11 protein-coding genes and 2 pseudogenes are annotated in these 13,185 nt (G+C 64.2%); 6 read left to right on the top strand and 7 right to left on the bottom strand.

Features of this window, described 5'->3' with window-relative positions; all coding sequences use genetic code 11:
• Window positions 1-242: 242 nt before the first annotated feature.
• The gene (locus HAP40_RS21530) at window positions 243-542 is read right to left on the bottom strand and encodes a hypothetical protein (protein ID WP_166815833.1); all 300 of its coding nucleotides are present in this window, start codon (window positions 540-542) and stop codon (window positions 243-245) included.
• Window positions 543-1,178: 636 nt separating this feature from the next.
• Between HAP40_RS21530 and HAP40_RS21525 the strand changes: the two are divergent.
• A pseudogene (locus tag HAP40_RS21525) lies at window positions 1,179-1,599 on the top strand (hypothetical protein); the annotation flags it as partial.
• A 15-nt stretch (window positions 1,600-1,614) separates the two neighbouring features.
• Here the strand turns inward: HAP40_RS21525 and HAP40_RS21520 are convergent.
• Window positions 1,615-1,815: pseudogene (locus HAP40_RS21520) on the bottom strand (aminoglycoside phosphotransferase); the annotation flags it as partial.
• 165 nt (window positions 1,816-1,980) lie between these two features.
• On the opposite strand from HAP40_RS21520, the gene HAP40_RS21515 reads away from it, so the two are divergent.
• Window positions 1,981-5,130, top strand: coding sequence for a GAF domain-containing protein (locus HAP40_RS21515; protein ID WP_166815835.1), 3,150 nt, complete (start codon window positions 1,981-1,983; stop codon window positions 5,128-5,130).
• 12 nt (window positions 5,131-5,142) lie between these two features.
• Here HAP40_RS21515 and HAP40_RS21510 read toward each other — a convergent pair whose 3' ends face one another.
• Entirely contained in the window at window positions 5,143-6,480 is a 1,338-nt protein-coding gene (locus tag HAP40_RS21510) for a hypothetical protein (protein ID WP_246741062.1), read from the bottom strand.
• Window positions 6,481-6,691: 211 nt separating this feature from the next.
• Between HAP40_RS21510 and map the strand changes: the two genes are divergently transcribed.
• Window positions 6,692-7,441: a type I methionyl aminopeptidase gene (gene map, locus HAP40_RS21505; protein ID WP_166815837.1), complete on the top strand. Its 750-nt coding sequence runs from the start codon at window positions 6,692-6,694 to the stop codon at window positions 7,439-7,441.
• Window positions 7,442-7,457: 16 nt separating this feature from the next.
• On the opposite strand, the gene HAP40_RS21500 is transcribed toward map, so the two are convergent.
• Window positions 7,458-8,867: a PLP-dependent aminotransferase family protein gene (locus HAP40_RS21500; protein WP_166819416.1), complete on the bottom strand. Its 1,410-nt coding sequence runs from the start codon at window positions 8,865-8,867 to the stop codon at window positions 7,458-7,460.
• Window positions 8,868-8,981: 114 nt separating this feature from the next.
• On the opposite strand from HAP40_RS21500, the gene HAP40_RS21495 reads away from it, so the two are divergent.
• Together HAP40_RS21495 and HAP40_RS21490 are read left to right on the top strand one after the other, a co-directional pair.
• The gene (locus tag HAP40_RS21495) at window positions 8,982-9,443 is read left to right on the top strand and encodes a carboxymuconolactone decarboxylase family protein (RefSeq protein ID WP_166815839.1); all 462 of its coding nucleotides are present in this window, start codon (window positions 8,982-8,984) and stop codon (window positions 9,441-9,443) included.
• A 40-nt stretch (window positions 9,444-9,483) separates the two neighbouring features.
• Window positions 9,484-10,122, top strand: coding sequence for an HD domain-containing protein (locus tag HAP40_RS21490; protein ID WP_166815841.1), 639 nt, complete (start codon window positions 9,484-9,486; stop codon window positions 10,120-10,122).
• 13 nt (window positions 10,123-10,135) lie between these two features.
• Here HAP40_RS21490 and HAP40_RS21485 read toward each other — a convergent pair whose 3' ends face one another.
• From HAP40_RS21485 to HAP40_RS21475, 3 genes are all read right to left on the bottom strand, one after another.
• The gene (locus tag HAP40_RS21485) at window positions 10,136-11,458 is read right to left on the bottom strand and encodes an MFS transporter (protein ID WP_166815843.1); all 1,323 of its coding nucleotides are present in this window, start codon (window positions 11,456-11,458) and stop codon (window positions 10,136-10,138) included.
• 155 nt (window positions 11,459-11,613) lie between these two features.
• The gene (locus HAP40_RS21480; protein ID WP_166815845.1) at window positions 11,614-11,862 is read right to left on the bottom strand and encodes a DUF3551 domain-containing protein; all 249 of its coding nucleotides are present in this window, start codon (window positions 11,860-11,862) and stop codon (window positions 11,614-11,616) included.
• Between the two features lies 1 nt (window position 11,863).
• Entirely contained in the window at window positions 11,864-12,172 is a 309-nt protein-coding gene (locus HAP40_RS21475; protein ID WP_166815847.1) for a DUF3551 domain-containing protein, read from the bottom strand.
• Between the two features lie 253 nt (window positions 12,173-12,425).
• On the opposite strand from HAP40_RS21475, the gene HAP40_RS21470 reads away from it, so the two are divergent.
• Complete coding sequence (locus HAP40_RS21470) at window positions 12,426-13,151, top strand: outer membrane protein (RefSeq protein ID WP_166815849.1); 726 nt, start codon at window positions 12,426-12,428, stop codon at window positions 13,149-13,151.
• The last annotated feature ends 34 nt before the right edge of the window (window positions 13,152-13,185 follow it).

The raw sequence follows: 13,185 nt of genomic DNA, 5'->3' as shown, positions 1-13,185 counted from the left end.
GCCATCGACGCGCTGGCCCGCGCGCTGCGTTTCAGTAAGACCGAGCATACGCCCCGAAGGCACGGGCGCACACTCGCGCCCGGTATCGTGCCGCCACCCATTCGGCGGATGATCGCGAGCCTGACCGGCCAGCATCAGCCGGCGGCACTTCTGAAAATGGCCGGAAGCGCTGTGATCAGATTGGGAAGGCCGCCGGCATATGTCCAGCGGCCTCCGCGCTTGTTTACGGAGCGGCGCCCCGACTAGAGATCGATGCTAACGGCGATGTTACGGGCCTGTAGTTGGGCAATCTTCATTCCCTCAGCCTGCACCTGCGCAAACTCCGGGTCCTTTGCCACGGCCTCCTGCACTTTGCCGTAAACTTCCCAATTGGCGTAGCGCGTTGAAACCAGCAGCTCTCCTGCCCAGGGGCCGGTATGGAAGCGGGAGAGCCGAAGAAATTCGGCACCATGTTTTTCAAAGATTTTCTTTGCCTGCCTGATGATCTGGACCATTTCCTCGACCTTGTCGGTCTTGAAGCGAGTAAATTGGACGATCGGCATGGGATACCTCCTTAGTTGTGTAAACTGTCCAAGAGGCATGTATCGAGCAACGTTTGAGGAGCGAACCTCCCGTTCGATCTCGATGCAAGTTTGTCTTCGGCGGCTTGATCCTGGTTCAGACTTCGCAAGCGGAAGCAACTCTGCGTCTTCTCGGCGGATGGATTCGCATCGTCACTGGCAGCCTCAGGGCCGAGCGGCCGCAATGCCCGCTGGCGGGCGTAGCTGAAAATTGAACCGACGGACTCGTGGTGCTACGCTTCAGCCACGTCATTCCGGTTTCGAACTGATGCGGCGGGCGATCGGGCTTACGGACTACCGCCCGTTCATTTTGAAATTGGAATGCTTGTGCCAATGCGCCCCGCCTCCGGCCCCCTTTTCAGCTCGGTCGGACGACGTCTTTCATAGGCCTCCGTTCTTCCCGTTGACGTTCTTTCGGTCGAACTTTGCAACAAGCGATCTTCGACATGTGCAATTCGACAGGCGGGTCGCCCACACGAACTCGCTATCCGAACGCAGGGCAGCCATTGCCTGATTGTTGCATTGCTCTGTGCCGCTTCCCTGTTTCAGTTCACGCCCAAGGGTAGGGACAATGCTCGGCTTTCGACGTCTTACAGGACCAACTGAAGCTCGGTGCTGGCCGCGGAAGTTCTGGCTCGACCGACCTTCAAGATCAGTTTCAGCAGGACGAGGGTTGAGCTTGTGATGGCATCCGCGGTCGAGCTTGGCTTTGGCACCGACCGCGTGCCTCTGGCTGTCATCTACGCGCGGGCAGCAACTCGGCTTTGAACTTGCGGCAGCTGAGGTCGGTCCGCAATTGCGCCTTCAATACTTCGATCAGCCCATGGGTGAATTTCTCATCGTTGGAATGAAGCCAATCAAGACGTGGAACGGAGAGCAGGTGGTTCTCAACGTGGCAAATGGCGGGGCCGGATTGATTCTGATCGGCCAGGACGGCAGGGATGACGCCGAAATTCCGGTGACCTCGCGCTTTGTTTTCATGCGGTCTCCGGAGCTCAGCGACGCGATCGATACGGCCGTCGCTCTCCTGCCGCCATGAAGACGCGCCACCCAAGCTCTGACGTCCGACGAGCCGCGCCCAAGCGAGTCGGCATCGAGCAACGGCCTCAGGTCGCATTGCGTTGAGGCCAATCCTCGTCGCGGTCTCGGTGTGAAGGAGATCGATCGACGATCGCCAGCCCGGACGCTGCGGCCAGTCCTGCGTCAACCGAGGCAGCCGGCGGAGCCGTGCCGGCCACGCGGCACCGGTAGTCGGAATCATGGCGGGAACCTAAATGCAATCGTGCGGTTAACGGGCAGACAGCTCGCGCGACTTGCCGGCGTTACTCAACGGTCGGTGGGGCACGCTCTGCAGCGAATGGCCGTGTGAAAATCGATTCATTGGCTCCTCGGAGAGCCAGGAAAGTGGCAGGGGAAGTCCATGACGACAGCGACCGGGGTCTACTCGGCCGATCGCAATTCCGTCCTGGCCACACTCGGCGATTACATCCGAGAAATCAGCAATCCCGACGATCTCGCCTATGCAGCCGCAGAACTGCTTGGTCGTAGCCTGAACGTAAGCAGGGCAGGTTACGGCACGGTCAACACGTCGGACGAAACCATCACCATCGCGCGCGACTGGAATGCGCCGGGCATCTCGAGCCTTGCAGGGGTGCTGCGCTTTCGCGACTACGGCAGCTACATCGAGGATCTGAAGCGCGGCGAGACCGTCATCTGTGCCGATGCGGAGAAAGACCCACGCGTCGGCGACCGTGCCCGGGCGCTCGAGGCCATCTCTGCGCGCGCGCTCGTCAACATGCCGATCTCCGAGCCCGATGGGGTCGTGGCGCTGTTGTACCTCAACAACGCCGCGCCGCGCGAATGGAGCCCCGGAGAGCTGGAGCTCATCCGCGACGTTGCCGAGCGCACGCGCACCGCGGTCGAGCGTCGCCGTGCGGAGACGGCCGTGCGGGAGAACGAAGCCCGGCTGCTCTTCCTGGACGCGCTCAACAAGGAGACGGCCACGACCCGCGATGCAGACGGGGTGATGGCGGTGACGACCAGGATGCTGGGTGAGCATCTCGGCGTGTCCAATTGCGCCTATGCCGACATGGATCCCGATCAGGACGGCTTCACCATTCGCGGGGATTGGGCCGCACCCGGTGCGATGCACATCCTCGGCCACTACAGCCTGGCTGATTTCGGCATGAAGGCGGTGCGAGAACTGGGCGCCGGCCGGCCACTCATCATCAACGACAATCTGAAGGAGATCGCGCCGCACGAAGCTGCCACGTTCCAGAGCATCGGGATCGGCTCGACGATTTGCATGCCCCTGGTCAAGGAAGGGCAGCTCACCGCCTTGATGGCGATCCATCATCGGGGTCCGCATTGGTGGACGTCGCGTGAACTTGCCCTGCTCACCGAGGTGACCGAGCGATCATGGGCGCATATTGAGCGCGTTCGGTCGGAACAGGCTGCCCGGGAAGCCGCCGAACGGCTGGTCCTCGCCAACAAGGCGGCCGGCATCGGCACCTGGGATTATGATCCGGTCAACGACGTCCTGCGATGGGACATCCGCTGCAAGGAGGTGTTCGGTCTCCCGCCGGACGCCGAGGTCAGCTATGAAGGGGCCTTCCTCAAGGGCCTTCATCCCGACGACAGGCAACGCGCTCACGAAGCCGTATCGGCGGCGCTCGATGCGCAAGCTCCGACGAGTTACAACATCGAGTACCGCACCGTCGGTATCGAGGATGGTGTCGAGCGCTGGATTGCCGCGACCGGTGAAGCCATCTTTTCGGACGGCCAGGCTGTTCGATTCATCGGGACAGTGCTGGATATCACCGCGCGAAAGAAGACCGAGCGTCACCTTCGAATACTGAACGACACCGGCGCTTCGGTCGCGCGCGAACGCGATCTGGATACGATCGTTCAGATCGTCACCGATGCCGGCGTCCAGCTGACGGGAGCCCAGTTCGGCGCCTTCTTCTACAACGTTCTCACGCCCGATGGCGGCAGCTACATGCTGTATTCGTTGTCCGGCGTGCCGCGATCCGCTTTCGAGAACTTCCCGATGCCGCGCAATACCGCCGTGTTCGAGCCGACGTTCAAAGGCACCGGCGTGGTGAGGTCCGACGATATCCTGCAGGACCCGCGCTATGGCAAAAACGCGCCGCGGAAGGGCATGCCCGAGGGGCATCTTCCGGTTCGATCCTATCTGGCGGTCCCGGTGATCTCGCGGACGGGAGAGGTGCTCGGGGGACTTTTCTTCGGTCATGCCGAGACGGGTCAATTCCAGGCCGAGCATGAGGCCGCGTTGCTCGGGATTGCCGGCCACGCCGCCACGGCGATCGACAACGCCCGGCTCCTGACCCGGCTCGAGGCGCTCAATGCCGAACTGGAGCAGCGGGTCGCCGATGAAATCGCCGAGCGCATGAAGGCCGAAGAGCAGCTGCGGCAATCCCAGAAGATGGAAGCCGTCGGTCAGTTGACCGGCGGGATCGCCCACGACTTCAACAACATGCTGGCCGTGATTCTGGGCAGCCTGAATCTCGCCAAGCGGCGGCTCGGCAAGGGAGAGGTCAACATCGATCGCTTCATCGAGGGTGCGATCGATGGCGCCAACCGCGCGGCCACCCTGACGCAAAGACTGCTCGCGTTCTCGCGCCAGCAGCCATTGGCACCGGAGGTCGTGGACCTCAACAAGATGGTCGGCGGGATGAGCGAACTGCTCGAGCGGTCGCTCGGCGAGCTCGTCCGGCTCGAGACGGTCCTTGCGGCCGGCCTTTGGCGCGTCAAGGCGGACCCGGCGCAGCTGGAGAGCGCCGTCATCAATCTCGCGGTCAATGCGCGCGATGCCATGCCGAAGGGCGGCAGGCTGACGATAGAAACCAGCAATGCCTCGATCGACCGGAAATATGCCCGCGAATACGCGTTGTCGCCCGGTCAGTATGTTCTCGTTGCCGTGACGGACAACGGTACGGGAATTCCGGCCGACGTGCTGGGAAAGGTCTTCGATCCGTTCTTCACGACCAAGGTCGTGGGCAAGGGCACCGGCCTCGGCCTCAGTCAGGTCTACGGCTTCGTGCGGCAGTCGGGCGGCCACGTCAAAATCTACTCGGAAGTCGATGTCGGCACGACCGTGAAGATCTATCTTCCGCGCTTCGCGGGCGAGGAGGCCGCCTCAAGTCCGTCGCAAGGCGTGACACATCCCGGCGCAAGCCTGCAGAGCGAGACCATTCTCGTCGTCGAGGACGACGAACGCGTTCGCGGCATCTCGTCCGAAAGCCTGCGCGAGCTCGGCTATACGGTCATCGAAGCCGCGAGCGCCAAGGAGGCGATCAGGACGATCGAAAATGGTTTCGTTCCGGACCTGTTGTTCACCGACGTCGTCATGCCCGACATGACCGGCGCCGAGCTTGCGACCGAGCTGTCGAAGCGACATCCGGATCTGAAGGTGCTGTTCACCACCGGCTACACGCGCAACGCCATCGTTCACAACGGCATGCTCGATGCCGGCAAGCATCTGCTTTCCAAGCCGTTTGCGATCGAAGACCTCGCCGCCAAGGTTCGCAATCTGCTCGACGAGGGTTGAGGACGCCGTCGGTCACTGCGCCCCTTGGGCCTGCGACGGCGCGACGGCCGAAGGCGCTGCGCCGGGGCTCGGCGGGGCGAGGGGTGTCCAGGGGCTTCCGGGCCAATGAGACGCCTGCCAGGGACCTGCCTGCCGAGGCATTGCCTGCCAAGGGGTCCTTGCGCTTGTCGTCGCCGACGCGCACGCCGCCGTGAGCTGTGTCCAGACTGACGCGAGGCCCGTCAGGTCGATGTCGAATCTCGTGACGTTCGTCTTGTCGTCCGGCATCGGCGTGATCTCGCGGACGTGCAGGGCGCGGGACGCCAGGATCGCCTTGACCATGTCGGCGTCGATGCTGCCGCGCCAGACCTCGTACTTGCCGAGGCGTGGCGCAGGCCCTCCGGCGGTCATGTCCGCGTCGGCGTCCGCCGTCATCAGGATCGTGCTCTTGCCGGTGGTCGTCTCGTCGATCTCGCCGAAGAATGCCAGCGGCACGCGCTGGCCGCCTTCGCAGGACAGTCGCCACTCCATCGTTCGGAACGAAGAGCCGTTCTCCTTTTTCATCGTCGCGATCTTGCGGACGAACGGCCGAGCTTCCTTCTCCAGCTTCCACGTCGTCTCGACCAGCGGTCGCGTGTCGATTCCAAACTGATAGAGCTCCGATCGCGTCAGCACATGCAGGCTTTCGAACTTCACCGTGCGGATGAGAGCGTCGAGCTCGCCGCTGATCCCCATCGCCGTGATGAAGGCGGCGCGATCGCGATCGGCCGACAAGATCCGGCGCCGCCTGTATTCGGCGACCGCCTCCGGAGCCGGGTGCCCGTGGAAGGCGAGAACCAGCCTCGAATTATGGACCGCGAGCGCTGCGTCGGGCGCGACCTTGCGCGAGGTTGCCCCAAGAAACAGGTATCCGCAGGCCGAGTTGCACATGGCGCGGGACGTGGTGAGTTCGGCCTCGACCTCGCCGCTCGCGTTCTTGATCTTCAGGCACGCAGCGTCAACCTGCGTGCCCGCGGCGCAGGCCGTCGCGGTGGTCCGGCCGACCCGGGCGATCGCCTTGCGGCTGCGCAGCAACCGCGCGATCACGTAGGACTGTTCCACATTGCCGCCAGGCGAATGGAGATAGATCGGACGTTGCGAGTCCTTGACGCCGGCAAGGAAGCGGCGGATGCGCGGTGCAGCGTCCCGATCAATCTCGCCCTCGATCGCGATCCAGCGGTCGCAGCCCGGCCCGCACGCGTCCGGCGGTCCCTTGGCGAGATAGATCGTGAGCCTGGAGGCGAAGCCGGCTTTCTCGACCGGAGGCGCTTCCGCGCGTGATGCGCCCGGAAGCAACAGCGAGACCAGGAGGAGCAAAATGTGGGCAAGCATGAGCTGATCGGACCACAGGCGCGAAACGGTGAGGAGACTATACGACGATCCGTTCCTGTACAACTTTCGGTAGCGCGTCGGGATGATAGTCAATATCCTCAAACGCAATTTCACCCGGCTTCGCCAAGACACCTTGCGAGCCCTTGCGCGCGCCCCGCGTTTGCAAGCCGCCTGCACAAACGCTATGCCCGAGCTTTCGGAAGAGCATGGCATGACGATCTCAGACGACGACGACCTCACTCGCCTGAAAGAGATCGGGCGCATCGTTGCCAATACCTTGGAGGCGATGGGCAAGGCGCTCGAGCCGGGCATGACCACCTCCGAGCTGGACCGGATCGGGCGACAGCTGCTGGAGGCTGCCGGAGCGCGTTCGGCTCCGGAGCTGGCCTACAACTTCCCCGGAGCGACCTGCATCAGCGTGAACGAGGAGATCGCGCACGGCATCCCGGGCGAGCGACGGATCGCGCCCGGCGACCTCGTCAACATCGACGTGTCGGCCGAGAAGAACGGCTTCTTCGCGGATACCGGGGCCTCCTTCGCCGTTCCGCCGGTATCCCGCGTCATCGAGCGACTTTGCCGGGACGGCCGGCGGGCGATGTGGACCGGGCTGCGTCAGGTTGGAGCCGGCAAGCCGATCGCCGGCATTGGTCAAGCCATCGGGACGTTTGCACGCAAGAACGGCTACAGCCTGGTGCGCAACCTCGCCAGTCACGGTGTCGGTCTGTCGCTCCATGAGGAGCCGACCGAGATTGCAACATGGCCGGATCGCTCCGAGCGCCGCGTCATGAGCGAGGGCCTGGTGTTCACTGTGGAGCCGTTCCTGTCGTTGGGGGCCGAGTGGGCCCAGGACGGTGATGACCCATGGACGCTCTACAGCAGCCCCGAGGCGCCGACCGTGCAATACGAGCACACCGTGGTCGCCACGCGGAGCGGACCCTTGATCGTCACGATGGCCAGGTAAGGCGACTGATGTCCAATCACGTCGAGCGGTCAATGAGCTGAAGCAGCCGCTCGCACGACGCCTCGATTTTCTTGAGCGGGGATGTCGCGACGCCCAGCAGGAGACCCGGGCGCACTGAGCCCTTCGACGCGTACCAGAGCGATAGTGGCGTGGGCGCCAGACCGAGTAAGGTTGCTTCCCGGGCGATCGCGAGGTCGGGGGCTCCATCCGGCAACCGCAAGACCGCTGCCAAGCCGGCGAGCGTCACGTCTGCGGTGCGCGGGCGAAGGCATTTCAGCAACGCATCGCCTTGCGCAGCGTAGGCCCGCTTCGTGCGTCGAAGATGCCTGAGGTAATGGCCCTCGCGCATGAAGTCGGCGGTTGCGAGCTGCACCGCGGGGCCTGGCGCCGGCGCGAGGCATGCCGCAGCTTCGGCAAATCGCGACGCCAGGGAAGCCGGCGCAACGACGAAGCCCAGCCGCAGGGCAGGGGTCACGGTTTTGCTGAAGGAGCCGATGTGAATGACGCGGCCGGCGCGGTCTAGCGCGGCAAGCGCGGGGGTGGCCCGGCCCTTGAGCTGGAGTTCGCTCAAATAGTCGTCCTCGATCACCCACGCCTTGCTTTGCTCAGCCCAGTCGAGCAGCCGCGCGCGCCTTGCCAGCGATAATGTCGCGCCGAGCGGCGCCTGCTGCCCCGGCGTCACGACGGCGAGCGCCGCGCCAGGGGCATGCTGCAGGCCGTAGGCGACATTGATGCCATCGGCATCAACCGGGATTGGCGCGATCGACAATTGCGCAAGCCCGAGACCGCGCCGGGTGAACGGAAACCCGGGATTCTCGACCCAGACTTTCTTCCTTGGCTCGAGGCTGAGGACGCGCAGCGCCAATCCGAGGCCGCCGCTGAAACCGGCGGTGATGATGATCTGGGATGGTGCGCATTCGATCCCGCGCGCCAGCGCAAGGTAGGCCGCGATCTCGCGCCGTAACGCCAGCTCGCCGCGCGGATCGGGATAGATCGCCGGCGCGCTCAGTTCCGCACGAACGGCCTGCGCGCGCACCCTCGCCAGCAGCGTTGCGGGAAGCGTCTCCTGCGCCGGCACGCCCATCTGGAAGATCGCCGGCCCGGCGGTGAGCTCCTGATACATCTCCATGAAGGAGCCGGGGTCCGGAGCCTTGTCCTGCCGAATGGGAACGGAGGGCCGGTCCACGACACGCGTCCCGGTCGCGCGGGATGCAACGATCAATTGGGCGGATGAGAGCTTCTCATACGCGGAGCGTACGGTGCCACGTGCGACGCCAAGCTGGGCCGCCAGGTCCTGCCAGGAGGGCAGGCGCGCGCCCGGGGCGAGCACGGCGCTCTCGATGGCGATTTTGATCCCCCTGTGGATCTGCTCCGCCAGCGGGGTCTTCGCAGATCGATCGAGCTCCAGGCGCAGCGGGTTGCTCATGTCCCCGTGGTACACGAGTTTAGTGCATTCTTGGTGCTTTTTTGTGAACCACGGCGAGGCCACCTAAGGGGCAAGGGAGCGCTTCATCCCGTCGGATCATGAAGGAGAATGCAGATGAGTGAACGCCTCAACTACAATCACGTCGCGCCGGCCGGCGCCAAGGCGCTGGGCGGCGTTTACGGCTACGTCATGCAGAGCGGGCTCCCCACGACGCTGGTGAACCTCGCTTACCTGCGGATCTCGCAAATCAACAACTGCGCCTATTGCCTCGACATGCACACGCGCGATCTGATCAAGAGTGGCGTCAAGATCGAAAAGCTCGCGCTGGTCCAGGCTTGGGCCGAGGCCGGCGGTCTGTTCGACGAACGGGAGCGCGCCGCGCTTGCATGGGCCGAGACTGTCACCCGCGTTGCCGAGACCAATGTTCCGGATGAGGCCTATCAAGCCGCCCGCAAGGTCTTCAGCGAGCGCGAGCTGGTTGATCTCACGATCGCCATCAGCCTGATGAATGCGTACAATCGCATGTCGATCAGCTTCCGAAATACGCCGCAAGCGGTTCTTGAGAAGGCCGCCTGATTGCGAACGGCATCGGCCGAAAGGGAGCAGGAGCTCGAAAATGACAAGCGTGATTTCCGGCGTCAAAATTCCCGACAGCCAGCTGGCACGCGAGGCCGCCGAGCTGGTGCGCCAGTACGAAGACGAGATGTTGTTCAACCACTCGGTTCGCGTCTACGTGTTCGGCGCGATGAAGGGGCTGCGCCAGAAGCTGAAATTTGATTCCGAGCTGCTTTACGTGGCGGCGCTGTTTCACGACCTCGGTCTCGTGGATCACTATCACACGGAGACCAAGCGGTTTGAGGTCGATGGTGCCGACGCCGCGCGGGACTTTCTGCGCGCACGCGGCATTGCCGAGCCGCAAGCGGACTTGGTGTGGGAGGCGATCGCGCTGCACACGACGCCCGGCATTCCGCAGTATATGCGGCCGGAGATCGCTCTCACCAACGCGGGCGTCCTGGTGGATGTCGTGGGAGTCGGCTTTGACGACTACACGCCCGAACAGCGCGAGCAGGTGATCACTGCGTTTCCGCGCGGGGACTTCAAGAACGAATTCTTGAAGGTGCAGACCTGCTCAGCGCTGAAGAAGCCGCAGACGACGTTTGGAACGGTCAATTTCGACTACATCGAACATCACGACCCCGGCTTTCGCAAACCGAACGCGTGTACACGCATCCGCAACACGCCCTGGCAAAGCTGAACGGACGCGACCGCTACGCCACTCGATCCCTGGCGGCATCCGAACGGCTTCGGTGATCAGGCGCCAGCGGCGGCGCTGGTCTCGCCGGAGCGTTGTCGTCTCGAGCCGCGTTGCGTCCCGGGGTGATCCCGGCCGACACCGGTCCGGCGCGCCACGCGACGATCCAGATCAGGAAGCCGAGCAGCGCAAGCACCGCGCCGACGGGACCGGTGGAAGTCCAACCCAGGCCTTCGCGAATGGCGATACCGCCGAGGAACGGACCGAGCGCATTGGCGGTGTTGAACGCCGAGTGGTTCAGCGCGGCGGCGAGCGCCTGCGCATCGCCCGCGACGTCCATCAGCCGCGTCTGCAGGACGGCACCGAGCGAGACGCTGGCGCCGATCGCGAAGACGTCCGCCGCCAGCAGCCAGGGATTGCCGGCGGCGAGCGGAAAGACCAGCAGCGCAACCGCGGCGAACAGCAGGATGGCGCCCGCGGTCGGCATCAAGGCGCGGTCGGCGAAGCGCGGCACGACCAGATTGCCGAGCGTGGCTCCGATGCCGAACACCGCGAGGAAGAACGGGATGACCGCAGGGCTGACCCTGGTGACCTCGATCAGCGTCGTCGCAAGATAGGTGTAGACGGCGAACATGCCGCCGAAGCCGATGGCGCCGATCGCCAGCGTGATCCAGACGCGTCCGCTTCTGAGCGCGCCGAGCTCGCGCAACGGATCGGAGCTGCCGGCCCGGTCGCGCGGCGCGAACAGGGCGCAGAGGAGGATCGTGAGCAGCGCCAGCACCGACACCAGGCCGAAGCTGGCGCGCCAGCCGACCGCCTGCCCGATCAGATTGGCCAGCGGCACGCCGATAATCGTGGCCGTGGTCAGGCCGAGCATCACCTGGCCGACCACCTGCGAGCGACGATGTTGGGGAACGAGCGAGGTTGCCACCAGCGCAGCGATGCCGAAATAGGCGCCGTGGGGCAATCCGGAGAGAAAGCGGGCCGCGATCATCGAGCCATAGGTCGGTGCGAGCGCAGTGAGCGCATTGCCGAGTGCGAACACGGCCATCAGCGCCAGCAGCTGCGTGCGCCGCGCGAACCGGGCGCCGAGCACAGCGATCAGCGGCGCGCCCAACACGACGCCGAGGGCATAGGCACTGATCGCGTGACCTGCCATCGGCTCGTCGATGCCGAGATCGGCGGCGAAAAACGGCAGCAGGCTCATCGATGCGAATTCGGTGGTTCCGATCGCAAAGCCGCCCATCGCAAGCGAGAACAGAACGATGGCGAGGTGAGGGGGTGCCGAGGTCGCTGATGAATTCGCGCGCGGCGAGGTCGCTTGATGCGAGGGCGTCATGTGTCCTGCAGAGGTGGCGTCAACGGGAACCAGCCCAGCGAACGTCGCCATCCCTGCAAGATTTGTTCGTCGTACTTAACCCGGGATCGTTCGGCGTCAACACCGGAGCCGTGATGTGGGGCGGGCTGCATATCAGCGTCCCGCCTGTGCCACCCCTAGTTTACGCGCTTCGACCGGCGGGCGGGCTTCGTCGGCACGAAGTACGGGTTCACGACACAGCTCGCCGAACGGCCGACGGCGAGGTACTTGCACTGCTCGAGCGAGCCGTAGCGGCAGTCGAAATAGCCGACGGGGCCGTAGATCTGCATGCAGACCGGGTAGCGCGGATCGTAGGTCTGGGCGCGTGCTGACCCGCCCGCGAAGAGCAGGCCAATCACGACGAATGCGAGGCAGCCGCAGCGCATGTCAGCGCGGCAGGAAATAGCCCGGCGTCGGCGCGCGCGGACGATTCTGATAGGCGTAGGGATCATCGCTCTCGCCTTTGAAGAAGGGATTGGCGATGCAGGTCAGCGCGCGGCCCGACGCGCTCGCCTGACACTGCGCGTAAGTATCGAACCTGCAATTGCTCAGCCCGGGCCATTCATCTCCGGTGAGGCAGAAGGGATGATGCGTCCCGAATGCGCGCGCCGGCGAACTTGCGCTCAACGACAGCGCAAATGTGGCGAGGGCGAGCGAAAATGTGGCGACAATGGGGAGAGCGGTTCGTGCGCTCATCTCGATTCTCCAATCACGCGAATGTGCGCGCGGCGTTGTTACGCGTACGTGCAGCATATGTCGTGTAGTCGACATTGGAACTACAGAAAACCCTTGTTTCAAAGGGTCTCCAGCGCGCTCTGCTAAACGTTCATTAACGTAGCGCGGGCCTTTGGCGCCAACTGTTGCGTCGTGGTTACAGCAATTCCGTCGATCACTGTTATGACCGAGCCACGGCCCGGGGGCCTACTGAAGAAACTGGAACGGGAATCAAATGAAGAAGAATTTGTTGCTCGCCGCTGTCAGCCTCATCGCGCTCGGCGCGGCTGCGCCGGCGGTGGCTGCTGATCTCGCGGCGCGGCCTTACACGAAGGCTCCGCCGGCGGCGATCGCCGCGGTTTACGACTGGAGCGGCTTCTACATCGGCATCAACGGCGGTGGCGGTTCGGCGCATGCGGACTGGGATGTGGTCGGCTTCGGCCGTGATGGTTCGCACGACGCGACCGGCGGCACGGTCGGTGGCCAGATCGGCTATCGCTGGCAGTCCGGCCAGTTCGTGTTCGGCGTGGAAGGCCAGGGCAACTGGGCCGACTTCTCCGGCAGCCACGTCGGCGCGATCTCCGGCTTCAGCAACAACACCAAGATCGATTCGTTCGGTCTGATCACGGGCCAGGTCGGCTACGCCTGGAACAACGTGCTGCTCTACGTGAAGGGCGGTGCGGCTGTAGTCGGCACCAAGTACGACGCCTCCCTCGCCGGCGTGTCGGTTGCTTCCGCCAACGACACCCGTTGGGGCGGCACGGTCGGCGCAGGCCTCGAGTTCGGCTTCGCTCCGAACTGGTCGGTGGGCGTCGAGTACGACCATATCTTCCTGGGTGGCAATGATCGGAACCTGACTGGCTTCGGCGGTGTTCTGCCGGTCCACGTCAGCCAGGACGTCGACATGGGCCTCGTCCGCCTGAACTACAAGTTCGGCGGCCCGATGATCGGCCGGTACTGAGCAAAAGACTAAGACTGATCGCTCTTCTTCGAGC

The sequence above is a fragment of the Bradyrhizobium sp. 1(2017) genome, from assembly GCF_011602485.2.
GTDB lineage: Bacteria > Pseudomonadota > Alphaproteobacteria > Rhizobiales > Xanthobacteraceae > Bradyrhizobium.
This window is presented reverse-complemented; position numbering and strand designations above follow the sequence as displayed.

What these genes read in the sequence shown, in the direction of transcription:
- HAP40_RS21530 (WP_166815833.1), bottom strand. Translation starts at nt 542, where the DNA reads ATGCCGATCGTCCAATTTACTCGCTTCAAGACCGACAAGGTCGAGGAA.
- HAP40_RS21515 (WP_166815835.1), top strand. Translation starts at nt 1,981, where the DNA reads ATGACGACAGCGACCGGGGTCTACTCGGCCGATCGCAATTCCGTCCTG.
- HAP40_RS21510 (WP_246741062.1), bottom strand. Translation starts at nt 6,480, where the DNA reads ATGCTTGCCCACATTTTGCTCCTCCTGGTCTCGCTGTTGCTTCCGGGC.
- map (WP_166815837.1), top strand. Translation starts at nt 6,692, where the DNA reads ATGACGATCTCAGACGACGACGACCTCACTCGCCTGAAAGAGATCGGG.
- HAP40_RS21500 (WP_166819416.1), bottom strand. Translation starts at nt 8,867, where the DNA reads ATGAGCAACCCGCTGCGCCTGGAGCTCGATCGATCTGCGAAGACCCCG.
- HAP40_RS21495 (WP_166815839.1), top strand. Translation starts at nt 8,982, where the DNA reads ATGAGTGAACGCCTCAACTACAATCACGTCGCGCCGGCCGGCGCCAAG.
- HAP40_RS21490 (WP_166815841.1), top strand. Translation starts at nt 9,484, where the DNA reads ATGACAAGCGTGATTTCCGGCGTCAAAATTCCCGACAGCCAGCTGGCA.
- HAP40_RS21485 (WP_166815843.1), bottom strand. Translation starts at nt 11,458, where the DNA reads ATGACGCCCTCGCATCAAGCGACCTCGCCGCGCGCGAATTCATCAGCG.
- HAP40_RS21480 (WP_166815845.1), bottom strand. Translation starts at nt 11,862, where the DNA reads ATGCGCTGCGGCTGCCTCGCATTCGTCGTGATTGGCCTGCTCTTCGCG.
- HAP40_RS21475 (WP_166815847.1), bottom strand. Translation starts at nt 12,172, where the DNA reads ATGAGCGCACGAACCGCTCTCCCCATTGTCGCCACATTTTCGCTCGCC.
- HAP40_RS21470 (WP_166815849.1), top strand. Translation starts at nt 12,426, where the DNA reads ATGAAGAAGAATTTGTTGCTCGCCGCTGTCAGCCTCATCGCGCTCGGC.